Here is a 22,392-nt window from a genome sequence, read left to right as displayed (position 1 = left end):
ATACAACTGCACGGCGACCAGGTCGGCGAGCCCGGGCGGTTGCGGGCGCCAGGCGTGGGGGCATCGTTACGCGACGGGCTGGTGCCCGGCGCTCCCGGGTGCCCCTGGGCTAATTGGGGAGATAGCCGGCGGCAGCTAAGCCCTGGGTGACGGCGGCGATGACGTCCTTGATGGTGGTCGTCTCCGAGCCGGGGTCCATGGTCTCGGAGCGGGTGGACCAGACCAGCTTTTGGCGGGCGGCGTCATAGAGATTGGTCTCCAACTGGAGCACCGGGTAGGTGGCGTAGTAGCCGGGCTCCGTGACATAGCCGAAGACGCGTTGATAATAGGGATAGAGGCTGCCGTAGAGGTTCGGGTCGACATAGCTGCGGGGCGAGACAACGACGGTCTGGGCGGTTGCGCCCACCAGGTGGGTGACGATGATCCCGTCCGCCCCGGACTGGCCGACCACCCGCTTGACCGCGTTGACCTCGCCCAGACCGCCCTCGGGCAGCAGGTCATGGCCGGCCCGCGCCTTGACCCCACGTGCCCGCAGCGCGACGACGAAGTTGTTCTCATAGGCACGCCGGACGTTGCCGTTGGCGGCGATACCGAATACCAGCAGGTTGCGATAGGGCCTGGGGGCGGCCCCCGGGTCACGCCAGGTGGAGGTGAGTTGGGTCGTCGATGAACAGCCGGCGCCCAGCAGGGCGCTGAGTAGGGCGAGCACGACGAGGGCGATGCCGGTTGGGACTGGACGCATCGGGGCGATCCTCATGGTCTTGGTCGGGGCAAACCCCGGCCGGGCCTGGGAGTTTGACCGCTTAGGGGTGTCGCAGGCAAGGGCCGCGGCGGCGGTGGGTGTCTGGTGTGCCCAGGCCAGGGCGGGCGCCGGGGCCTCAGTCGAGCGGTTTGTCGGGGGCATCGGCGCCATACTCGAAGGCGTCGGAAAACAGGTGCTCGGGCGGCAGGCCGGCGGCGGCGAAGGCGCGCCGCCCGGCCTCGACCATCGGCGGCGGGCCGCTCAAGTAGACGTCGAAGCCGCTCAGATCCGGATAGTCGGCCGCGACCGCCGCGTGGACCAGGCCGGTGCGCCCGCTCCAGTCCGGGTCCGGTTGCGACAGGACCGGGGTGTAGCGCAGGTTGGCGTGCGCCCGCACCCAGTCGCGGGGCAGCTCGGGCAGGTACAGGTCAGGCCGCGAGCGCACCCCCCGGTAGAGGTGCATGGGGCGCTCGATGCCGACATGAAAGGCGTGCTCGATCATCCCCTTGAGCGGCGCGAAGCCGGTGCCGCCGCCGATCAGGAGCAGCGGCCGGTCGGACTCCTCGCGCAGGGTGAAGGTGCCGAGCGGCGCCTGGATGCGCAGGATGGACTTCTCCTGCAGCTCCTCGAAGATCCAGCCGGTGAACCGGCCCTGGGGGACGCGGCGCACATGCAGTTCGATGAAGGCGTCGTCATGGGGGGCGTTGGCGATGGAGAAGGCGCGGCGGCGCCCGTCGCGCAGGATGAATTCCAGGTATTGCCCGGCGAGGAACTGGAGGCGCTGCCCGTCCGGGAGCTTGAGGAGCAGGCGCACCACGTCGTGGCAGAGCGGCTCTTTGCGCGCGACCCGACAGGGCAGGATGCGGACCTCGAGCCGGGCGATCCCCTTGACCTCGGCGACCTGGAGTACGATGTCGGAGAGTGGGACCGCCTGGCAGGTGAGGCAGGAGCCCGCCGGCTTACCCGCCAGGCCCTCGGTCTTGCCACTCGGGTAGGTCACTTGGCCCGCGAGCAGTCGCGCGGCGCAGGAGCCGCAGGTGCCGTTGCGGCAACCGTAGGGCAGGCCGACCGTCTGGCGCAGGGCGGCGGCCAGCAAGGTTTCCCCGGGCGCCACGTCGAAGCAGTGCCCGGCGGGTTCGGTACGGGCCGTGAAGCGCGTTGCTTGGGGTCCCGGTATCGTCATCGCGGCAGGTTGCCCCGGAGCTTTAGGGTGAATGAAATCGTCATCATCGGTTGTGGATATGTGGGCACGCGACTGGCACGCCAATACCTGGACCGCGGGGAGCCGGTCCTGGGGCTGGTGCAGACCCAGGCGGGGGCGGAGCGGCTCGCCGCGGCGGGGATCGCCGCCCGGCGCCTGGACCTGGCGGCGGACGACCTGAGCGGCCTGCCCCTGGCCGGGGCCCGGGTCTTCCACCTGGCGCCACCGCCGGGCCAGGGCCGCGAGGACCCCCACACCCGGCGGCTGGTGGACGCCTTCACCCGCGCCGGCCAGCCGCGCCGGGTGGTCTATGTCAGCACCACCGGGGTCTACGGCGACTGCCGGGGGGCCTGGGTGGACGAGTCCTGGCCCGCCCGCCCCGGCGCGGACCGCTCGCACCGCCGCTGGGATGCGGAGCAGACCTTGCAGCGCTGGGCCGCGGCGACCGGGGGCGAGCTGGTGGTCCTGCGGGTCGCCGGCATCTATGGTCCGGGACGCCTGCCCCTGGAGCGTCTGCGTCAGGGGGTCCCCATGGTGCGGGCGCAGGAGTCGCCCTACAGCAACCGCATCCATGTGGACGACCTGGTGAGCGCCTGCGCACTCGCCATGGAGCGCGGCCGACCCGGGGCCATCTACAACGCCTGCGACGACAGTCCCAGCACCATGACCGACTATTTCCTCGCCATCGCGGACGCCGCCGGCCTCCCGCGCCCGCCCCTGATCCCGCTGGCCGAGGCGCAGGGCCAGGTCTCGGCGGCGATGCTGTCCTATCTCGCCGAGTCGCGTCGGCTGAGTAATCGCAAACTGCGCGAGGAACTGGGGCTGGAACTGCGCTACCCGAGCCTCGCCCAGGGGCTGCCGTCGTGTCTTTGAATACCAGCCTGGGCGATCTTGGCGTTTCGATCAACGCGTCACACGATGGCTCGGACCAACGAGTCACACTGAAAGACCGTACCCATCGGTTGGTAATTGGACAGGATTAACAGGATGATCAATCGCCGTCTCAGCTCATCGGCAATCCTGTTAATCCTGCGAAATCCTGTTAATCCTGTCCATTTTCTTGCGCCCTCTTGAGGACATCTGCTTTTTCGCGGCCTCAGCCCAGCCCCTTGAGCAGCACCTGCTTGGCCTCGTTGATCTTGGCCGCCAGATAGCCGGAGCCGCCCCGGTCCGGGTGCAGCCGCTGCATGAGCCGTCGATGGGCGTCGCGCACCGCCAAGGCGTCGGCGCCCGGCTCCAGGCCCAGGATCGCCAGGGCCTCCGCCTCGTTCATGGGGCCGCCGCCGCTGCCGACGCGCGCGGCACCCGGCCCCGGATCGCGCGCGCGCCAGTCCGTCCCCCGCTCCCGGTCCAGATAGGCCTCCAGGACCGCGGCCGACTGGGCATCGGCCTCCCGATACAGCTCCAGCATCCGCAGCAGTTCATCCAGGCGCAGGTCACGTAAGGCGCGCTGCGCAAAGGGACCCTCCAGCACGCGCCCGTCCATGGCCCCGGTGGCGTGGTCCAGGCGCATCTCCAGGAAGCGGGTGCGGATGGACGAGCCCCCCGGGGCCCCGCCGCCGCCGCCCCCGCCGGCCGCGCCCGCCGCCGGTCCGCCGCCGAACAGACCGCCGGGCAGCGGGATGCCGAGCGAGCGCAGCAGGCGTTGCAGGACCGGGACCGCCTGCAGCAAGGTGAGCACGCGGATGGCGGCCGGGATCAGGGCAGCGATGAAGGCAAAGACCGGGCTCAGCCGACCGGTGGCCGCGGCCAGCACCAGGACGCCGATCACCGTCCACATCGCGACCTTGCGCAGGGTGTCGGCGACCCGGGCCGGCGGTGTGCGCCGGAACCAGCGCACCAGCCACAGGACCCCGAGGACGAACAGCGGGACCAGCAACAGACGCAGCATCGTACCCTCAGCCCCCCCGACCCGGATGCGTGACCTGATGGGTCAACGCGAGCACCGCCCCGCCCCGCGCCTGCCCGTAGCGGGTCAGGGCCGCGTGGCCGCCGGCCGCATAGACCGCCACCGCCGCCAGCAGGTCGCGCAGCAGGTCAGGGCTGTTGGCGTCGAAGGGGCACCAGGCACCGCCGCTCAGGCGCGCGATCTCCCGGAAGCTGCGCTCCGCCGTCGGGTCATGCCCCTCCTGAAAGACGAAGGCCGGCAGGTGCAGCAGCCCGAGCCGCCCGGCCAGGTCCGCCAGACGCTCCCGATTCTCCTCCATGCAGTCGCCGACGAAGACCAGGGCATTGACCCGCCCGCGGCCGGCCTCGGCAAGGGCGTGCTCCAGCACCCGCCCGATCTGGGTCAGACCCGCCGCGCAGAAGACCCGATTCATGCGCTGCAGGAGCGTCTGCGAATCCCCCAGCCAGTCCGACGACTCGAACTCCTGGAAGCCCCGATAGAAGCACAGTTGCACCTCCAGGCCGCCCAGGGCGCGGGTATCGGCAAACATGGCCGACTGGATGCGTGCCGCCTGGTCCCAGGTCGGCTCCCGACTCGCGGTGGCGTCCATGGCGAAGATCAGCCGCCCACCGGCGCCCGGCGGCCCCACGCGGGGGGTTGCCGCCACCTGGGTCAGGAAGGCATTCACAGCGCCGGCGGCGTCGATGGCCTTGCGATCGGAGGGCATGGGTCTCTCGGCGGGATCGCTCGTCAGGATGAAGGATGCAAGTCGACAGTCAGGGAGCCCCTGGTGGAGACTCCATCGCGGACACCCGGTGCCCGCCTTCCTGTCAGGGTGCAGGATGCCCAGAACCAGGGCTTGGCGCAACCGGGCGGGCGGCGGTGCCCCACAAGGGGCGTTTGCCGCCCCGCTCGCCGAGATTGGGGCGAATTCACTCCGTATCCATCCGCTGGACAAGCGCAAGAGCCGCCGCAAGCGCCGCACCAGAGGTGAGAAGTTGCCGGCCTGGTCGCTGGGCTGCCGCGACGGATTCAACACGGGTTGGACTTTTCCTTAGGGTCCACGGACGTGAGACACTTGCACACTTCACCCTCTGACGGCCATGCCGGTGCCCGCGACCAAGACCAGTCTGCGACTCATCTGCCCCGGGCTCTTCGGTCCCGCCGACTGTGTGGCGGGGCTCAACGCGCCGACCCCGGGCCTGGACCGGCTGTTGTCCCGCGCCGACTGCCGGGAGACGGCGTCCCGCGACCCCCTGGAAACCCTGGCGGGCGCCTTCAGCGTGCCGTCGTCGCCGGAACTGGACCTGCCATCCGCGCCGCTGTGCCTGCTGACGCAGGCGCCCGATCTCGCCGGGGACGGCTGCTGGTTCCACGCCGATCCGGTCCAACTGCACCCGGACCGGGACCGGCTGCTGCTCTTCGCCGGCCCGACGCTCGCGGTCCTGCCCGCGGAGGCCGCGGCCCTGACGGCGGCGTTCAATGCCCATTTCATCGACGACGGCCTGCGCCTGGCGGTGCCGCGCCCGGGGGCCTGGTATCTGCGGGTGAATGCGGCCCCGCGGCTACGCACCCGGCCCCTGCACGCCGTGGCCGGGCGCGCCCTGGATGGCCTCCTGCCCGCGGGTCCGGACGCCCGCGCCTGGAACCGGTGGCAGAACGAGGCGCAGATGCTCTTCTACCAGCATCCGGTCAACCAGGAACGCGAGCGCCTGGGCCGCCCAACGGTGAGCGGGGTCTGGACCTGGGGCGGCGGGGTCCTGCCCCGGGTGTCCGGCGGCCCAGGGCTGACGATCGCCGACCATCCCTTGGCGCTGGGCCTGGCGCGGGCGGCGGGCGGGCGCTCCCTGGGGACGGGTGAGGGGTCCCGGACGCCGCTCGCCTGGGCCGCGTCTGGAGCGGGGTCGCCGCCCGGGGAGGTGCTGATCTTCTGGGATGCCCTCTGGTGGCCGGCACTCACGGGGGACTGCGGCGCCTGGCGCGCGGCACTCTCGGACCTGGAGGCGCTGGCGGGGCGGCTCGGCGCCGAATTGACCGCCGGGCGCGTGCGCTCGCTGGTGCTCGATGACGGGCAACGCTGGACCTTCACCCTGACCGCTTGGGGGCACCGCCGGTTCTGGCGCCGCGGCGGGTTCCGAGAACCCAGGTATTTTCGATGACACCGACGTGTGAACACACAAACCGAGTGGAATCAGACAGAAAAGCCCAGGGCCGCGCCGGGGGGGCGGGCCCGTCGTGCGTCCGCCCTGAAAGGGCATGACAGAGACGCCTGTTTGCGGCAAATTACCCTTTTTTGTTTCACCGGAAGGAGAGCAAAGTGTCTACGACTGACTCACCGCGGAAACTCGGCGGCCTGGTGATCGGTGCCATCGGTGTCGTCTTCGGCGATATCGGTACCAGCCCGCTCTATGCGCTGAAGGAGACCTTTGCCGGCCATCATCCCATCCCGGTCACCGATGCCGCCGTGCTCGGGGTGCTGTCGCTGATCTTCTGGACCATCATGATCCTGGTGTCGCTGAAATACGTCATCATCATCATGCGGGCCGACAATCGCGGCGAGGGCGGGAGTCTCGCGCTGCTCGCCCTGGTCACGGGGATGACGAACAACTCGCGGCTGTCCCATCTGGTGGCCTTGCTGGGCGTCTTCGCCGCCGCCCTGTTCTATGGCGACAGCATGATCACGCCGGCCATTTCGGTGCTGAGCGCGGTGGAGGGTCTGGAGGTGGTCACGCCGCGCTTCGCGGGCTTTGTCCTGCCCATCACGATCGCGGTACTGACCGCGCTCTTCGCCATCCAAAAACGCGGCACCGGGTTGGTGGGGATGCTGTTCGGGCCGGTCATGTGCACCTGGTTCGGGGTGCTGGCGGTCCTTGGGGTCTTGAGCATCGCGCAGCGGCCGGAGGTGATGGCGGCCCTCAATCCGGTTTATGCGGCACAGTTCCTCGCCGCCCATCCCTGGCTGAGCTTCCTGGCGCTGGGGGCCGTCGTGTTGGCCGTCACCGGCGGTGAGGCGCTTTATACCGACATGGGGCACTTCGGCAAGTTCCCGATTCGGCTCGCCTGGTTCGGGCTGATCCTGCCGGCGCTGGTCATCAATTATTTCGGCCAGGGCGCGCTGCTGCTCGCCGACCCCGCGGCGGTGCAGAATCCGTTTTATCTGCTGGCACCCACCTGGGCCCTGATCCCGCTGGTGGTACTCGCCACCCTGGCCACCGTGATTGCCTCGCAGGCGGGTGCGGCCTTGACATGATGTGCCTTTGAGGAGTATTTCGTAACCTTCTGTGACTAGACGAGAAGGTGCAGTCGTGGCGAAGGTAGTCAGGATCTCGGGTGACGAGGTGACGGTCGAGGTAACGGTGCGGCTCAGCGGTAGCCTGCTGGACATGGAAGGAGCCATCCAGGAGGCCACCAACGCGGTGGGGCGCTGCGCCACCGAGGAGGCGCTGCAGCGTTTCGACACCGACGGCAGTGCGATCCGTGTCGGCGCGATCAAGCTGACCGCGCGCGGGCGCGATCCGAAGGAGTACCAGACGCCTTACGGGCCGGTCGAGGTCGAGCGTTATGTCTACCAAAGCTCGCGCGGCGGGCGGATCTACTGTCCGCTCGAGCACCAGGCGCGGATCGTGCGCGGGGCGACCCCCCGATTCGCCAGTCAACTCAGCCACAAGTATGCGCAGCTCAACGTGCGCGCGGTGCAGACTGACCTTGAGCAGAACCACGGTCGGACGATCGCTACCTCGTATATTCAAAATGTTGCGGAGTGGGTAGGCACCATCGCCACGGCCAAAGAGGAGGACTGGGAGTACGCGATGCCGGCGCTTGAGACGCCCATCGCGACCGTCGTGGTCAGCCTCGACGGCGCCATGATCCCCATGGCCGACAGTGCGGGCTGGCGCGAAGCCATGGTCGGAACCCTCTCGCTTTACGACGGCGAGGGCGAGCGCCAGCACACCATCTACCTCGCTGCGGCACCCGAGTACGGCAAGCAGGAGTTCCGGCAACGCATGGAGCGCGAGATCCAACGCGTCAAGCGGCACCTCCCCGAGGCACTGTACCTGGGCATCGCCGACGGGGCGGCAAGCAACTGGCGGTTCCTCGAGCAACACACCGACCGCCAGTTGATCGATTTTTTCCATGCAACGGAATACGTGGGCAAAATCGCCCAAGCGACCCATCCGCAGCGCCACGCCGAGGGCCCGCGCGCGCAGTGGCAGAGCGCGCACTGCACGACGCTCAAGCACGACCCCGCCGCCCTTGACCTGCTCATCGGCGAGGCCGCGCGCCTGTCGCAGCGGCACACCCTCTCGCAGACGCTGCGCGACGACGTTCTCAGCGCTTGGACCTACTTCACCAACCATCGCCATCAAATGGACTACCCGGGCTTCGTCGCCGCGGGACTGCCGATCGGATCGGGCGTCACCGAGGCCGCCTGCAAGACCTTGGTCAAGCAACGGCTATGTGCCTCCGGGATGCGCTGGAAGAACAAAGGGGCCAAGATTGTGCTCAGCCTACGCGCACTGACGCAGACCACCGGACGATGGGCACAGTTCTGGCAGAAGATCGACCAGTTTGGGGCTGAGTGCTACGGTTAGGCACATTATTCGGAGGCCGCACCCTCGCAGGCGGTGATCTCGGGGGCCTTCTCGGTGGCCCGGCAGGCGGTGCAACTGGGCTATCTGCCGCGCATGCTCATTGTCCAGACCTCGGGCTCGGCGATGGGTCAGATCTATGTCCCCTTCACCAACTGGACCCTCTATCTGGCGGTCATGGCCCTGGTCCTGGGCTTCCAGTCGTCCAGCAGCCTGGCCGCCGCCTACGGCATCGCCGTCACCGGCACCATGATGATCGACACCATCCTGATCGCCTTCGTGATGGTGCTGCTGTGGCGCTGGCACTGGCTGGTCGTGGCGCTGGTGGCAGGCGGCTTTCTGATGGTGGATCTGGCCTTCTTCAGCGCCAATGCGATCAAGATTCCGCAGGGCGGCTGGTTTCCGCTGGCTATCGGGCTGGTGTCCTTTACCGTGCTGACGACCTGGAAGCGGGGGCGCCAATTGCTGTTCCGCAAGATGGCCGAGCTCTCGGTGCCGCTCAAGGCCTTTCTCGGTTCGATCGGCAGCGATATCCCCCGCCCGCCGACCACCGCCGTGTTCTTGACGAGTAACCGCGAGGGTGTACCGGCCGCCCTGCTGCACAACCTGGCACACAATCGGGTGCTGCATGCACGCGTGGTGCTGGTGACGGTGGTCACGGCGGAAATCCCGGTGGTGGACGCGGCCGACCGACTGGCGTTGACCGACCTCGGCAAGGGCTTCCACCGACTGATCATCCAATACGGATTCATGGAGCAACCGAACATCCCGGCGGCCATCCAGCAATGCGCGGCCCTGGGGCTGGAGTTGGACCTGATGACCACCTCGTTCTTCGTCAGTCGCGAGATCATCATCCCCAGCCTGCAGCCGGGCATGGCCCTGTGGCGCGAGCGGCTGTTCAAGCAGATGTCCAAGAATGCCCACAGCGCGACCGAGTTCTTCCAGATCCCGAGCAATCGCGTGGTCGAACTCGGCACCCAGGTCGAAATCTGAATGGGGCACTGACTCGTTGTCGTTGTCGTTGTCGTTGTCGTTGTCGTTGTCGTAATCGAGGCTATCGTAGCGCCCCGGATGCCCTCGCACGGCACATTGCATCGCTTCTCGGATTTCGACTACGACTACGACAACGACAACGACAACGGTGCGACAAGCATTCCCTTCAAGAAACGTGTCTAACCTATTCGGAAACTGCCCCCTAGGGCCGCCCGATCATGACATAGATCGTGCTCTCGCCCGTACTGGTCAAGCCCAGCGCCAGATAGGCCAGACCGATCCAGGTGTCCGAGCCGAAGAACAGGCTCCCGCCGTAGCGGGTCGCCTCCCGGCTGATGGTCACATGGCCGATGGCCTGATCGCCGAAGTCCCCGTCCGAGAGCCATCCGGCCTCCAGTGAGGCGCCCAGGTAGAGACCGCGCCCCAGCGGCGGCGACAGCGAGGCGATCTGGCGGTAATAGATCAGGGCCCCGAAGCCCATGTCATTGCCGCGGAACTGCTCATAGGCGTAGCCGGAGAGGTTGAGGAAGCCGCCCAGGGCGAACTGGTCGTAGTAGGGCATATTGGCGCCGAAACTGCTCCCGCCCTTCATCCTGAGGGCGACGGTGTTCTTCCCGACGCTGTAGGCGGCCTCGCTGGTGAAGAGCGTGCGCGAGTATTGCACGTCCGCCCCCAGTGCCTGGAGCGGGTTCAGCAGGTCCAGCGACAGCAGGGTGCCTGAGCGCGGCAGACCGGCGCTGTCGCGGGTGTCGTAGTAGAGACTGGCGCGCAGGCCGGTGTCGACCACCCGGCCGACCGGGAGTTGGGGCGAGCCGGTATCGAGCGCGACCTGCGTCTGGCCGTAATAGAGACCGACCCGCACCTCGGTCCCGTCCAGGGTCGTACCCAGGTCCGCACCGATCCGCCCGCGGGTCATGTCGTAGCGCGCGACCCGTTGTTCACCCAGGAAGACGCTTTCCGGCGTCATGCGCAGCCCCAGGTAGGGGGCGACGAAGGCCGACCGGTCCAGATCCAAGGGCTGGAAGAACTCGCTGTAGAGGCTTGGGGCGTTACCGAGCTTGACCTCAGTGGCCCAGGCGGCACCCAGCCGATCGGCCCAGGTTCGATTGTAGGTGGCGCGCAGGCCGAAGCGGCTGTCGCCCTTGTTGTCGGTCAGGAGGCCGACCCCGAAACTCAGATAACCCGGGCCCCAGGCCTTCTCCACCGCATCGATCATGAGTTGGTCGCGGCCGTCCGGGCCGGGCTTGAAGTGATAGCTGATCCGCTCGAAGTCGGCGCGGCCGTAGAGCTTCTGAATGTCGGCCACCAGGCGGGTACGGTCGAGCGGACGGTCCCGCTGGTCCGCGACCAGGCGATCGAAGACCTCCGGGTTCACCGTCTCCAGGCCCGCGATCTGCACCTCTGAAACCTGTCTGACCGGCTGGCCGGGGCCGAAACGCGTGCGCTTCCAGGCGTCATAGTCCGCCTCGCTGACGCTGTAGCGGGCGAGTTGCGACTCCTTTTTCTCGGCCGCCTTCACGCCGGTCCCGATGGCCTCCTTGGCGCGGTTGAAGTCGCTGGCGGTGATGTTGCCCAGGTCCGGTTCGATCAGCACGTCGCGCGCCCGATCGATCTGCTCGAGCGAGACCTTGACATTCTGCTCGGTCAGGATCGCGATCATTTGGCCGGTGACGCCCACGATATTGCCGAGTTGGTCGCGCGGCAGATATCCGGACCCCAGATTGACCGCGATGATGACGTCCACCCCCAGACCGCGGGCCACATCGATCGGCAGGTTACGGACCAGACCCCCATCCACATAGAGGTGGTTGTCCCACTGCATGGGCGCAAACAGCGTCGGCACCGACATGCTGGCGCGCATGGCCACCGGCAGTGGCCCCCGCTCGAAGACCTTCATCTGCCCGTCCTCCAGGTCGGTCGCCACGGCCCGGAAGGGGATCGGCAGGTCGTCAAAGTCCTGGACCCGCTCCGCGCCCTTGACCAAATCGTTGAAGAACAACTGCACCTTCTGACCGGCGATGGCCCCCGCGGGCAGCTTGAACTGGCCCTTGCGGACCCCGATGCTGAAGTCGAAGGTCGGATTGGACGACAACTGCTTGCGCCGGGCGGGCCACTCCCGGCGCGGCGGGTCATCGTTGAAGAGGACGTTCCAATCCACCTGGGTAACCCGCTGCTCCAGTTCCCGCGGCGAGAGCCCGGCCGCATAGCCCCCGCCCACCAGCGAGCCCATGCTGGTCCCCACCACCACATCAATCGGGATACGCATCTCCTCCAGGACCTTGAGCACCCCGATATGGGCCGCCCCGCGGGCGCCGCCGCCGCTGAGCACCAAGCCGATGCGTGGACGATGCGGCCGGGCGCCCGCATCGGCCGCCAGGGTCGGCGGGGGTGCTGCCAGACACAGGGCGGCGAGCGTGAGGGCGAGCAGGGTCAACAGATACCGTGTCATCGGGGTCTCGTCTGGAAGGGGCGGTTGGGGGCTGCCGAGGCGTCGGCTGATTGGGTGCGCAAAGGTAACATAGACCCATGACAGGGAAAAAACGTTCAAGCCACCGGGTGCAATCAGAACTGATGTGGTGACCGAGATCCCGGGTACACTGTCGTTGTCGTTGTCGTTGTCGTTGTCGTTTGTCGTAATCGAATAATCCGACCAGTCACCGTCCGCAGACAAGGTTCAAGGTAAACGATGAACAAGAGAACTTGGGTTTATGATCCGCATTCCGGCGGGGTCAAGATTCCGGAGGCCGTCCGTGAGCGGACGCGCGATCGTATTCTGGCGCACGCGCATAAGCACTACGCCGGAAAGTACACTCGTATCGATGTGCGCTTCCGCGGTCAGTTGTGCTACATCGATGCCTACAAGGAACCCTTCGTCGCGCCGGACTTCGATCCGTCCCCGCTCGGGGTGTCCCGTGAAGAATACATCGAGCGGCAGCGAAATTTTCCCATCCATTTGGTCCGTCTACGCTATTTCGGCAAAGAAGACCGCTGGTCCATGGCCTTTTACACCTACAGCCATGAAAAATACGAACCGAGCTTCTTCGACAATGGCACCTTTGAAGGCACGCCCGAGGAGGCGTTCGACACCGGGGCGGTCTATCTGGACGATTGACCCATGAGCGTGCGTACGCTTACTCATCCCCCGACTGCCGCCCTCGCAGCCGCTTGGTCGCCGCGGTCGCCTTCTTGGTCTCCAGCCGCCGCTCCTTGGAGGCGCGGGTGGGTTTGGTCGCGACCCGCGGCTTGGGCCGGTGGGCGGCGCGCGCGATCAGCGCGACCAGACGCTCGCGGGCGTCCTGGCGGTTGCGCTCGCGGGTGCGGAAGCGGTGCGCCTCGATGGTCAGGACGCCCGCAGTGTCCACCCGTCGACCGCCCAGTCGCAGCAGGCGTTGGCGCACGTCCTCCGGCAGGGACGGGGAGCGCGCGACGTCGAAACGCAGTTGCACCGCCGTCTCGACCTTGTTGACGTTTTGCCCGCCGGGCCCGGGGGAGCGGCAAAACTGCTCCGTCAGCTCGTCGGGGTCGATGTGGATCTGGGCTGTAATCTGGATCATCGCCGGATTGTAACCCCGGGAGCGCCGCGCGTCGGCCCGGCACCTGTTACCGGCCCGCCGGCCGCGCCCTTACCGAACCGTAAAGAACCGGTAACCCGATCGGCCTATCCAAGGCCCCGTGAATCCCCGACAATCTACCCCCATGTTCGCCCCATCGTCTTTGCCATCCAACAGGGGATCAACGCCTTGGATCAGACCCTCTCCGACCCTTCCGTCAGCGACCCCAGCGGCGCGGCCGCACTGCCCGGGGGGGCGGCGCTCGCCGCCGAGTTCGCCGCCCTGCGCGACCATGTGGGCCGGGCCATCCTGGGTCAGGCCAATCTGATCGAACGCCTGCTGATCGCCCTGCTGGCGGACGGGCACCTGCTGGTCGAAGGCGCCCCGGGCCTGGCCAAGACCACGGCCATCAAGCAGTTGGCCTGGGGCCTGGAGGGCGACTTCCACCGCGTCCAGTTCACCCCGGACCTGCTGCCGGCGGACCTGACCGGGACCGAGATCTATCGCCCCAACGACGGCAGCTTCCGCTTCGACCGCGGCCCCATCTTCCACAACCTGCTGCTGGCGGACGAGGTGAACCGGGCCCCGGCCAAGGTCCAGTCCGCCCTGCTCGAGGCCATGGGGGAGCGGCAGGTGACGGTGGGCCGCGAGACCTACCCCCTGCCGCGCCTGTTCCTGGTGATGGCGACCCAGAACCCGATCGAACAGGAGGGGACCTACCCGCTGCCGGAGGCCCAACTCGACCGTTTCCTGATGCATGTGCGGGTGGACTACCCGGACGCCGTGACCGAACGGGCCATCCTGCACCTGAACCGGGACGAGGCCCTGCAGGACGGTCCGGCCCCGCCCGCCGTGCGCCTGAGTCAGACGAGCATCTTTGCCGCCCGCCGCGCCATCTTCGGGCTCTATATGGCCCCGGGGGTGGAGGACTATCTGGTGCACCTGGTGATGGCGACCCGTCGGCCCCAGGACTATGCGCCGGAGTTGCGGGACTGGCTGCGCTTCGGCGCCAGCCCGCGCGCCACCCTGGCCCTGGACCGGTGCTCCCGGGCGCGCGCCTGGCTCGCGGGGCGCGACTATGTCTCGCCCGAGGACATCCAGTCCGTGGCCCCGGACGTACTGCGCCATCGGGTGCTGCTCTCCTACGAGTCGGAGGCCGAGGGCCGACACCCGGACGACTTTATCGCCGCGCTGCTGGCGCGGGTGCCGGTGCCTTAGTAACGAGTCAAGAACAAGTTAGACGCAATCGTTGTCGTTGTCGTTGTCGTAATCGTAATCGGAGAAGCGATGCACTTTAGGGTGCGAGAAAGTCCGGGGCACTACGATAATCTCGATTACGACAACGACAACGACAACGACAACGACGCCAAGAGCCAGTCTCTAATGGACTTTTTTAACTTATCAGTGAACCATTCCTTAGCGAAAATACCGCTGCAAATGAACGCGAATAAAGAGACTGGGCACGCGTCGTCGGTGATCGCTGCGGCAACGCCTGACCGATGCGCAGACGATGGGTTTCGCTGCGCTCTACCCATCCTACGGGGTCTCACTGGCGGGCGGCGTTCCCGATGAATAGGGTGCCCGCCTCCACGACCGCCCCCCAGTCCGGCATCCGTGCCGGGCTCCGGGACCTGATTGCGCTGCGCGGCCAGGCCCTGCGGCTCGATCTGGCGCCGCGCGGGCGGGTGCTGGCCACCCGCACCGGCGGGCACCTGTCGCGCTTTCGCGGGCGCGGCATGGAATTCGACGAATCCCGGGTCTACCAGCCGGGCGATGACCCGCGCAACATGGATTGGCGGGTCACGGCGCGCGCCGGGACGCCCCATGTGAAGCTGTTCCGGGAGGAGCGCGAGCGGCCGGTCTGGCTCCTGGTGGACCAAGGCGCGTCCATGCGCTTCGGCACCCGCGTCGCCTTCAAGTCGGTGATCGCGGCCCAGGCGGCGGCCCTGCTCGGCTGGGCGGCGGTGGACCGGGCGGACCGGGTGGGCGGGCTCGTGTTCGATGAGGCGCGCCACCTGGAGCGGCGGCCGGCCGCCCGCACCGCGGGTCTGCTCCCGCTCTTGGAGCGGCTCACCGAGCCCACGGCGGCCGGCGAGCGGGGCCACGGCTGCGTGGCGCAGGCCGCCGCCCACCTCGTCCGGCTGGTGCGCCCCGGCGGCCTGGTGGCGGTCATCAGCGACTTCGCCGGGGTGCGCCCGGACGCCGGACGCTGGCTGGCGGAACTCGCCGCCGGGAGTGAACTGCTCCTGATCATGGTCCACGACCCCCTGGAGGCGGCGGCGCCCCCGCCCGGGCGCTATCCGGTCACCGACGGCCGGCGCCGCGGGATCCTGGATCTGACCGGGGCGCGCAGCCGCACCGCCTATGAAGAACGTTTCGTGGTTCGCGCCCAGACCCTGGAACACCTGGCGCGACTGCACCGTGCCCACCTGTTGCACCTGGCGACCGACGAGCCGGTCGGCCCCGCCCTGGCCCGCGGGCTGCGCGCGCGCAGCACGCCCGGGACCAAGAGCCTATTGTCCGCAAATGAACGCAATGGCCGACACGATTAACCCCCTGCCCACTGCCCCGGCCGCGGCCGACCCACTGGCTGGCCTGCGCGACTGGCACCTGCCGGACCCGGTGTCCTGGTGGCCGCCGGCCCCCGGCTGGTGGCTGGTCGCCGGGCTCGCGCTGGGTGCCGGCGCGCTGGCCTTGGTGCTGTGGCGCCGCCGGTGGCGGCAGGGCGCCGCGGTGCGGACGGCCTTGGGCGAACTCGAGGCCCTGCGCGGGCAACTGGACACCGGACTCGCTCCGGGCGGCTTTGCCGCGGCGGTCTCGATCCTGCTGCGGCGCCTGGCCCTGACCCGCTTCCCGCGGGAGCGCGTGGCCGGGCTCAGCGGCGCCTCCTGGCTCGCCTTTCTGGATGCCACCGGCGGCGGCGACGCCTTCTCCCACGGGCCGGGGCGGATGCTGGCCGAGTTGCCCTACCGTGCCCCCGGGGCAACCGGAGGTCGCGGCTTCAGCCGGTCGACCTCGTGTCTGCCCGCTCCTGGTCCGGCTAAAGCCTCGACCTCCGGTGCGGAACGCTTGAGCGGCGGCCTGGACCATGATCAAGATCGCCTGCCGGATCAGGCTCAGCAGCGCGCGCAAGCGGACGCCTTGGCCCTGGCCGAGCTGGCCGGGCGCTGGATCCGCGCCAACCGGGGGACCGCCCCATGATCACGCTCGCCTGGCCCTGGGTGCTGGCGGCCCTGCCGCTGCCCCTGCTCGCCTATCTCATGCCCGCGGCCAGCCCCGCCGGGGGGGCCGCGCTGCGGCTGCCCTTCTACGCGGACCTGCCGGGCCTCGCCGCCGCCGCGGCCGGGCGCCGGTCGGCGTGGCGGATCGGCGCCGCGGTGCTCGCCTGGGTGTTGCTGGTGACGGCGGCGGCACGGCCGGAATGGGTCGGGGCGCCGGTGAACCTGCCGGTCGCGGGGCGTGACCTCATGCTCGCCGTGGACATCTCCGGCAGCATGGAGCAGCCGGACTACGAGATGGACAATCGCATGGTCTCACGCCTGGCGGTGGTCAAGGCGGTGGCCGCCCGCTTCGTGGAACGGCGCACCCAGGACCGGCTGGGACTCATCCTGTTCGGCAGTAATGCCTATGTCCAGACGCCCCTAACCTTCGACGGTCACACGGTGGCCGCCATGCTGCGCGACTCGGTGGTCGGGCTGGCCGGGCGCGAGACCGCCATCGGCGACGCCATCGGGCTCGCGGTCAAGCGCCTGCGCGAGCAGCCGGACGACAACCGGGTGCTGATCCTCCTCACCGACGGGGCCAGCAACGCCGGCCAATTGGAGCCCCAGGCGGCGGCGCAACTGGCCCGTGAGGCCGGGGTGCGTATCTACACCATCGCCATCGGCGGCGGCGAGGTCGGCCTGCGCACCGCGCTCGGGATGCGCCTGCTGCGCCAGGGCGGCGACTATGACCCCGAGTCACTGAAGCAGATCGCGCAGGTCACCGGCGGGCGCTTCTTCTCCGCCACCGGGCGCGAGGAACTGGAGGCCATCTACGAGGAACTGGACCGGCTGGAGCCCAGCCGCCGCGACGAGCGGACCTACCGGCCCCGCGAGTCACTGTTCGTCTGGCCGGCGGCGGCGGCGCTGGTCTTGAGTGTGCTGCTGGCGCTGCCGCTGCTCGGCGGCCGGGGTTTGGGAGTAGGTTATGGCCGCTGAACTGCACTTTCTGCGGCCCCAGTGGCTGCTCGCACTGGCGCCCTTGCTGCTCATCCTGTTCGGGCTCTGGAAGGCGCGTCACGCGGCCAACGCCTGGCGCGGCCTGGTGGACGCCCATCTTCTGCCCCACCTGCTGGTCGGTGAGGAGGGTCGCCCGCGCCGCCTGCCGCTGGCCCTGCTGGCGCTGGCCTGGCTGCTTGGCACGCTCGCCCTGGCCGGTCCGGTGTGGGAGCGCCTGCCGCAGCCGGTGTTTGCCACCACGGCCAAGCGCGTCATCCTGCTCGACCTCTCGCCGAGCATGAACGCCGCCGATCTCGCGCCCTCACGCCTGGCGCGGGCGCGCTTCGAGGTCCTGGACCTCCTCGCCGCCACCCGGGAGGGCCAGGTCGCGCTGATCGCCTTCGGTCCGGACCCCTTCATCGTCTCCCCCCTGACCGGCGACGCCCAGACCATCGCCTCCCAGGTCCCGCGCCTGGGGACGGACCTGCTCCCGGTTCCGGGTCCGCGCCGCACCGAGCGCGCCCTGGAGCAGGCCGGCGCCTTGTTGGCGCAGGCCGGGGGGGAGGGCGGCGAGGTGATCCTGATCACCGACGGGCTCACGGGCGATGGCGCCGGCGCCCGGGTCGAGGCCGCCGCCCGCGCCCTGGCCGCCAAGGGTCATCGGGTCTCGGTGCTCGGGGTCGGCACGGCCGACGGGGCGCCGGTGCCGGACCCGGGCGGGGGCTTCGCCGCTGATCGCAGCGGCGCCATCCCCATGGCGCGACTCGAGCGTGGCGCACTGGAGTCCCTGGCCCGCGCGGGCAATGGCCGCTATGTGGACCTCGACCCCGGGGATCGGGACACCCTGGCCCTCATTGGCTCTGGGGGCGTGGCCGGAGCAGCGACGGCGCCCGGCGTGCTGGTCGAACAACAGGGCCTGGCGGCCGATCAGTGGCGGGAGGAGGGTCCCTGGCTATTACTCGCCCTGCTGCCCATCGCCGCGCTGGCCTTCCGGCGCGGCTGGCTGCTGCCGGTCCTGGCCCTGGTGCTGGTGCTGCCGCCGCACCCGGGTTGGGCCTTGGGTTGGGACGACCTTTGGCAGCGCCCGGACCAGCAGGGCGCGCACCGGCTGGCGGCCGGCGATGCCGCCGCCGCGGCCACCCGCTTCCAGGACCCCGCCTGGCGCGCCGCCGCCCGCTATCGCGGCGGCGACTATGCCGGGGCCCTGGCGGACCTGACCGGGGTCGGCGGGGCTGAGGCGGACTACAACCGCGCCAATGCCCTGGCCCGCCTGGGGCGGTTCGACGAGTCCATCGCCGCCTATGAGCGGACCCTGCAACAGGCCCCGGACCACGCCGACGCGCGCGCCAACCTGGACCTCGTAAAGGCTCTGCGTGACCAACAGCAGCAGGACCAGCCCCAGGGCCAAGGGAACCAGGATCAGAAGGACCAGAAGGGCGACAAGGGTCAGCAGGGTCAGAAGGGACAAGAGGGCCGACAGGGTCAGAAAGACGGACAGCCGTCCGACGCCAGCCAGGATGGGCACAACGGCCAGCAGGGGCAAGGACAGCAGCAGGACAGCGGCCAGGGGGCACCGCCGACGGCAGGTACCGGGGCGCCGCAAGACGCGCCGCCCGACCCCGGCGCAGCGAAGCCCGACAGCGCCGGCCAGCAGGCCGATCCCGCGAGCACGGACCCCAAGGCCGCCCAGGGTTCCTCCGCCGGGAACACCGGTGAGACGCCGCCGCCCAAGCCCGGCGACCTGGGTCAGGGCGCCGTGGCGGGAGAGCCCGAGGTCACCCTGCGCGACGGCGCCAAACCGGAGTCCGGCAAGGACCAGGGTCAGGCCGACGCCATCGCGCAGCAACCGCCGACGGGCGCCCCGCCCACCGGAAACGCCGCCGCACGCCTGGCCGGCGCCGCCGACCTCAACCCCCAACAGCGCGAGCAGCAACAGGCCATGGAGGCCCAGTTGCGCCGGGTCCCGGACGACCCCGCCGGCCTGCTGCGCCAGCGCTTCCTGTTGCAGCAGTTGCGCCGCGAGGGGCGCTTGCCGTGAGCCGCGTGATTGCCACCACCCTGTCTCTCAATCCAACCCGTCGCGACCACTATGTCCAACCGTCTTGACCGTCGCCCGTCGCCGCGCGCCGTCTGCGCGCTGCTGGCCCTGCTCCTGCTCGCCGTCCCCTGCGCCTGGGCGGGGGACCTGGGCGCGACCCTGGACCGGACCCGGGTGCGTGCCAACGAGACCCTGACCCTGACCCTGAGCGCCGCCGGCACCCTCGCCGGGACACCGGACTTCAGTTCCCTGGCCAAGGACTTCGAGATCCTGCAACAGGGCAGCAGCACCAGCCTGAGCTTCGTCAACGGGGTCTCCAACAACACCCGGGAATGGACCCTGGAGTTGGCCCCGCGGCGCACCGGCAGGCTGCAGGTGCCGGCCCTGTCACTGGGCGGTCAGCAGACCCAGCCGATCGCGCTCGAGGTGCTCGCGGCCGATCAGGCGGACCCGGGCGGCGGGCCCAAGCCGGTCTTTGTCGACACCCTGGTCGAGACCGCCGAGCCCTATGTCCAGCAGCCCTTCACCTATCGGGTGCGGGTCCTCTTTCGGGACCAGCCGCGGCGCGCGATCCTGGACGAGCCGCAGGTCGAGGGGGCCACCCTGCAACGGCAGGGGGAAGACCAGAACGACTCGGAGGAGATCGACGGCCAGCGTTACACCGTCATCGAGCGGCGCTACCTGGTGGTGCCCCAACGCAGCGGCCCGCTCACCATCGGCGGCCCCCGGCTGGAGGCCCTGATGGCGCAGGACCGCCCGGGAGCGCGCCGCAGCCCCTTCGCGGACTTCGGCACCATGTTCGGCGGACCGGGCATTCCGGATCTGTTCGACCCGGGCGCCACGCGCCGGGTGATCGAGCGGGGGCCGGATCGCACCCTTGAGGTCCGGCCCCAGCCCGACACCGGCGGCGCCACTTGGCTGCCCGCCGAGTCGGTCCAGCTCTCCGACGAGTGGACGCCCTCCCCGCCCCGCTTCCGGGTCGGGGAGCCCGTCACACGCACCCTGGTCATCACCGCCCGCGGTGCCACCGCCGCCCAGTTGCCGACGCTCGACACCGGCACCCCCGAGGGCGCCCGGATCTATCCCGAGACGCCCAAGATGGAAGACCTCCCGGGCAGCGTCCCGACCGCACTCAAGACCCTCAAAGTCGCCTTGGTCCCGACCCGCGCCGGGCCCCTCACCCTGCCCGAGATCCGCCTGACCTGGTGGGACACGACCACCGACCAGTCGCGCGTGGCGGTCATCCCCCAGCGCACCGTCGAGGTCGCGCCCGCGGCGGGCGGGTCCGCGGCGCCGACACCGGCCCCTGCCGCCGCGAGCACCCCGGCCTCCGGCGGCCCGCCCGCGGTGACGGTCGCGCCCACGCCCGACCAGGGTGTGCCCGCGGGCGCGGCGGCGGCCACGCAGATCAAGGATGACGCCGCAAGCCGCGGTTTCATCGAGGCGTTACGCACCGCGTCGCCCTGGCCCTGGCTCGCCCTGTGCTTCGCGCTGGCCTGGCTCCTGACGCTGGCCTGGGCCATCCGCCGCAAAGGAGCCCGGGCGTCCCGCCCGGGTCCCGGCGCCCAACCAGGCAAGTCACTCACCACCGCCCGCACCCAAGCCCGCCAGGCCTGCGCCGCCGCTGACCCCCGCGCCGCCCGCACCGCCCTGCTCGACTGGGCGCGCACCCGCTGGCCGGACCGGCCCCCCGCCGGCCTGAGCGACCTCGCCGCCCGCCTGGGTCCGGCGGCGAGCGCCGCGGCGGCCCCGCTCCAGGCCATCGACCGGGCCATCTATGCCCCCACCGGGGCGACCTGGGACGGCAGCGCCGTCTGGCAGACCCTGGAACCACTGCTGCTCGCACAGGAGCGCGCGGCCCAGGGTCCTGCCGCCCAACCCTTGCCCGGTCTCTACCCCGGCACCTGACATCCGTCACCGCGAAGGCCGCCCCGCCGAGTGGGGGGTCGGCGCTCGTCGCCCGCTCCGCCGCGGGTGCCGCGGCGGGGGCAATCGTCTGCGGTGCGGCGGCGCCTTGATCCGATGGCATCCGGTCCGGACCAACGGGAGGCGATCCGCGGGCGCCGCGGGAACCCACGGCCGCGCCGGGGCCGCTCCCCCTTGCGACGGGCCGGCGATTCGGTAAGGATGCGGATCAACACCCTCCCTCTGATTCGGCCGGCGCCGGCCCGGGCGCACGCCGCCCCCCCGGCCTTTCCCACCATCACCACTTGAGCCTATCTTTTGCTGCCATGGACATACTCCTCGCCAATCCCCGCGGCTTCTGTGCCGGTGTCGACCGCGCCATCGCGATCGTCGAGCGTGTACTCGACCTCTACGGTGCCCCCATCTATGTCCGCCATGAGGTCGTGCACAATCGCTTCGTGGTCGAGGGGCTCAAGCAGCGCGGCGCCGTCTTCATTGAGGACCTGGACCAGGTCCCCGCCGGGGCCACCCTGATCTTCAGCGCCCATGGAGTCGCACAGGAGGTCCGCGACGAGGCGCAGCGGCGCGGCTTCCGGCTCTTCGACGCCACCTGCCCGCTGGTGACCAAGGTCCACCTGGAAGTCGCCCGTCACTGCGGCGCGGGGCTCGACGTGGTCCTGATCGGGCACCGCGGCCACCCGGAGGTCGAGGGCACCCTGGGCCAATGCCAGGGCGGGGAGGGCCGGATGCACCTGGTCGAGACGGCGGACGACTGCGCCGCGCTGAGGGTCCGGGACCCGCAACGCGTGGCCTATGTGACCCAGACCACCCTCTCGGTCGACGACGCCGCGGCGATCATCGCGGCCCTGCGCGCACGCTTCCCCGCCATCCAAGGCCCCAAGCGCAGCGACATCTGCTACGCGACCCAGAACCGCCAGGACGCGGTGCGCGAACTGGCCGAGCGCTGCGACCTGCTGCTGGTGGTCGGCTCCACCAACAGTTCCAACTCCAACCGGTTGCGGGAACTGGCGCAGAAGCAGGGCTGCACGGCGTATCTCATCGACGGACCCGAGGATATCCAGCGCGACTGGTTGGCCCAGGCCCCGCGGGTGGGCCTGACGGCGGGCGCCTCCGCCCCCGAGGTCCTGGTGGAGCAGGTCATCGCCCGGCTGCGGGACTGGGGCGCCGCGACCGTGCAGGAGCAGTCCGGCATCCGCGAGCAGGTGGTCTTCCCCCTGCCCCGGGAGTTGACGGGCGACGGTGCGGCAGCGGCCTAGCACCGCCAG

At 69.8% G+C, this 22,392-nt stretch carries 19 protein-coding genes; 13 read left to right on the top strand and 6 right to left on the bottom strand.

What is annotated here, in order from left to right; translation table 11 throughout:
* Positions 1-109: 109 nt before the first annotated feature.
* Both THSYN_RS03420 and THSYN_RS03415 read right to left on the bottom strand, forming a co-directional pair.
* Positions 110-904 (bottom strand): DUF4136 domain-containing protein, encoded by a 795-nt coding sequence (locus THSYN_RS03420; RefSeq protein WP_236848783.1) that lies wholly within the window; start codon positions 902-904, stop codon positions 110-112.
* A complete protein-coding gene (locus THSYN_RS03415; RefSeq protein ID WP_100917906.1) occupies positions 879-1,925 on the bottom strand; it encodes a CDP-6-deoxy-delta-3,4-glucoseen reductase in 1,047 nt (348 codons plus the stop codon). The genes THSYN_RS03420 and THSYN_RS03415 overlap by 26 nt, the downstream gene beginning before the upstream one ends.
* Positions 1,926-1,952: 27 nt before the next feature.
* Here THSYN_RS03415 and THSYN_RS03410 point away from each other — a divergent pair, with 27 nt between their 5' ends.
* Complete coding sequence (locus THSYN_RS03410) at positions 1,953-2,816, top strand: SDR family oxidoreductase (protein ID WP_100917905.1); 864 nt, start codon at positions 1,953-1,955, stop codon at positions 2,814-2,816.
* A gap of 223 nt (positions 2,817-3,039) precedes the next feature.
* Here THSYN_RS03410 and THSYN_RS03405 read toward each other — a convergent pair whose 3' ends face one another.
* Entirely contained in the window at positions 3,040-3,834 is a 795-nt protein-coding gene (locus tag THSYN_RS03405; RefSeq protein ID WP_172965226.1) for a J domain-containing protein, read from the bottom strand.
* Positions 3,835-3,841: 7 nt separating this feature from the next.
* On the bottom strand, positions 3,842-4,558 hold the full coding sequence (locus THSYN_RS03400; protein ID WP_100917904.1) for a vWA domain-containing protein: 717 nt from the start codon (positions 4,556-4,558) through the stop codon (positions 3,842-3,844).
* A gap of 382 nt (positions 4,559-4,940) precedes the next feature.
* Between THSYN_RS03400 and THSYN_RS03395 the strand changes: the two genes are divergently transcribed.
* From THSYN_RS03395 to THSYN_RS03380, 4 genes are all read left to right on the top strand, one after another.
* A complete protein-coding gene (locus THSYN_RS03395) occupies positions 4,941-5,990 on the top strand; it encodes a phosphoglycerate mutase (RefSeq protein ID WP_157817430.1) in 1,050 nt (349 codons plus the stop codon).
* A gap of 158 nt (positions 5,991-6,148) precedes the next feature.
* On the top strand, positions 6,149-7,081 hold the full coding sequence (locus THSYN_RS03390) for a KUP/HAK/KT family potassium transporter (protein ID WP_100917902.1): 933 nt from the start codon (positions 6,149-6,151) through the stop codon (positions 7,079-7,081).
* 55 nt (positions 7,082-7,136) lie between these two features.
* Positions 7,137-8,423: an ISKra4 family transposase gene (locus tag THSYN_RS03385; RefSeq protein WP_100917720.1), complete on the top strand. Its 1,287-nt coding sequence runs from the start codon at positions 7,137-7,139 to the stop codon at positions 8,421-8,423.
* A gap of 33 nt (positions 8,424-8,456) precedes the next feature.
* Complete coding sequence (locus THSYN_RS03380) at positions 8,457-9,413, top strand: KUP/HAK/KT family potassium transporter (protein ID WP_100917901.1); 957 nt, start codon at positions 8,457-8,459, stop codon at positions 9,411-9,413.
* A gap of 202 nt (positions 9,414-9,615) precedes the next feature.
* On the opposite strand, the gene THSYN_RS03375 is transcribed toward THSYN_RS03380, so the two are convergent.
* Positions 9,616-11,862 (bottom strand): patatin-like phospholipase family protein, encoded by a 2,247-nt coding sequence (locus tag THSYN_RS03375; RefSeq protein WP_100917900.1) that lies wholly within the window; start codon positions 11,860-11,862, stop codon positions 9,616-9,618.
* Between the two features lie 237 nt (positions 11,863-12,099).
* Here THSYN_RS03375 and THSYN_RS03370 point away from each other — a divergent pair, with 237 nt between their 5' ends.
* The gene (locus tag THSYN_RS03370) at positions 12,100-12,525 is read left to right on the top strand and encodes a hypothetical protein (RefSeq protein WP_100917899.1); all 426 of its coding nucleotides are present in this window, start codon (positions 12,100-12,102) and stop codon (positions 12,523-12,525) included.
* A gap of 19 nt (positions 12,526-12,544) precedes the next feature.
* Here the strand turns inward: THSYN_RS03370 and arfB are convergent, their stop codons facing one another.
* Entirely contained in the window at positions 12,545-12,967 is a 423-nt protein-coding gene (gene arfB / locus THSYN_RS03365; protein WP_100917898.1) for an alternative ribosome rescue aminoacyl-tRNA hydrolase ArfB, read from the bottom strand.
* Positions 12,968-13,153: 186 nt separating this feature from the next.
* On the opposite strand from arfB, the gene THSYN_RS03360 reads away from it, so the two are divergent.
* The 7 genes from THSYN_RS03360 to ispH all read left to right on the top strand — a co-directional run bounded on the left by THSYN_RS03360 (position 13,154) and on the right by ispH (position 22,383).
* Positions 13,154-14,182: an AAA family ATPase gene (locus tag THSYN_RS03360; RefSeq protein ID WP_472297472.1), complete on the top strand. Its 1,029-nt coding sequence runs from the start codon at positions 13,154-13,156 to the stop codon at positions 14,180-14,182.
* A 350-nt stretch (positions 14,183-14,532) separates the two neighbouring features.
* Positions 14,533-15,516: a DUF58 domain-containing protein gene (locus THSYN_RS03355; RefSeq protein ID WP_100917897.1), complete on the top strand. Its 984-nt coding sequence runs from the start codon at positions 14,533-14,535 to the stop codon at positions 15,514-15,516.
* The gene (locus tag THSYN_RS03350; RefSeq protein WP_100917896.1) at positions 15,500-16,165 is read left to right on the top strand and encodes a DUF4381 domain-containing protein; all 666 of its coding nucleotides are present in this window, start codon (positions 15,500-15,502) and stop codon (positions 16,163-16,165) included. The genes THSYN_RS03355 and THSYN_RS03350 overlap by 17 nt, the downstream gene beginning before the upstream one ends.
* Positions 16,162-17,163 carry a vWA domain-containing protein gene (locus tag THSYN_RS03345; protein ID WP_100917895.1) on the top strand — a complete coding sequence of 334 codons (1,002 nt, stop codon included), beginning with the start codon at positions 16,162-16,164 and terminating at the stop codon, positions 17,161-17,163. Before THSYN_RS03350 ends, THSYN_RS03345 begins: the two co-directional genes overlap by 4 nt.
* Positions 17,153-19,201, top strand: coding sequence for a VWA domain-containing protein (locus THSYN_RS03340; protein WP_100917894.1), 2,049 nt, complete (start codon positions 17,153-17,155; stop codon positions 19,199-19,201). Before THSYN_RS03345 ends, THSYN_RS03340 begins: the two co-directional genes overlap by 11 nt.
* A gap of 51 nt (positions 19,202-19,252) precedes the next feature.
* Positions 19,253-21,109: a BatD family protein gene (locus tag THSYN_RS03335; RefSeq protein ID WP_100917893.1), complete on the top strand. Its 1,857-nt coding sequence runs from the start codon at positions 19,253-19,255 to the stop codon at positions 21,107-21,109.
* 323 nt (positions 21,110-21,432) lie between these two features.
* Positions 21,433-22,383, top strand: coding sequence for a 4-hydroxy-3-methylbut-2-enyl diphosphate reductase (gene ispH / locus THSYN_RS03330; RefSeq protein ID WP_100917892.1), 951 nt, complete (start codon positions 21,433-21,435; stop codon positions 22,381-22,383).
* The last annotated feature ends 9 nt before the right edge of the window (positions 22,384-22,392 follow it).

The sequence above is a fragment of the Candidatus Thiodictyon syntrophicum genome (genome assembly GCF_002813775.1).
In the GTDB taxonomy this organism is placed as follows: Bacteria; Pseudomonadota; Gammaproteobacteria; order Chromatiales; family Chromatiaceae; genus Thiodictyon; species Thiodictyon syntrophicum.
Note: the sequence above shows the minus strand (reverse complement) of the source record. Positions and strands in the feature narration are given on the sequence as shown.

Bases quoted from the DNA above. Each gene is read 5' to 3' on its own strand.
- THSYN_RS03420 (WP_236848783.1), bottom strand. From the start codon at position 904: ATGCCCCCGACAAACCGCTCGACTGAGGCCCCGGCGCCCGCCCTGGCC.
- THSYN_RS03415 (WP_100917906.1), bottom strand. From the start codon at position 1,925: ATGACGATACCGGGACCCCAAGCAACGCGCTTCACGGCCCGTACCGAA.
- THSYN_RS03405 (WP_172965226.1), bottom strand. From the start codon at position 3,834: ATGCTGCGTCTGTTGCTGGTCCCGCTGTTCGTCCTCGGGGTCCTGTGG.
- THSYN_RS03400 (WP_100917904.1), bottom strand. From the start codon at position 4,558: ATGCCCTCCGATCGCAAGGCCATCGACGCCGCCGGCGCTGTGAATGCC.
- THSYN_RS03375 (WP_100917900.1), bottom strand. From the start codon at position 11,862: ATGACACGGTATCTGTTGACCCTGCTCGCCCTCACGCTCGCCGCCCTG.
- THSYN_RS03370 (WP_100917899.1), top strand. From the start codon at position 12,100: ATGAACAAGAGAACTTGGGTTTATGATCCGCATTCCGGCGGGGTCAAG.
- arfB (WP_100917898.1), bottom strand. From the start codon at position 12,967: ATGATCCAGATTACAGCCCAGATCCACATCGACCCCGACGAGCTGACG.
- THSYN_RS03355 (WP_100917897.1), top strand. From the start codon at position 14,533: ATGAATAGGGTGCCCGCCTCCACGACCGCCCCCCAGTCCGGCATCCGT.
- THSYN_RS03350 (WP_100917896.1), top strand. From the start codon at position 15,500: ATGGCCGACACGATTAACCCCCTGCCCACTGCCCCGGCCGCGGCCGAC.
- THSYN_RS03345 (WP_100917895.1), top strand. From the start codon at position 16,162: ATGATCACGCTCGCCTGGCCCTGGGTGCTGGCGGCCCTGCCGCTGCCC.
- THSYN_RS03340 (WP_100917894.1), top strand. From the start codon at position 17,153: ATGGCCGCTGAACTGCACTTTCTGCGGCCCCAGTGGCTGCTCGCACTG.
- THSYN_RS03335 (WP_100917893.1), top strand. From the start codon at position 19,253: ATGTCCAACCGTCTTGACCGTCGCCCGTCGCCGCGCGCCGTCTGCGCG.
- ispH (WP_100917892.1), top strand. From the start codon at position 21,433: ATGGACATACTCCTCGCCAATCCCCGCGGCTTCTGTGCCGGTGTCGAC.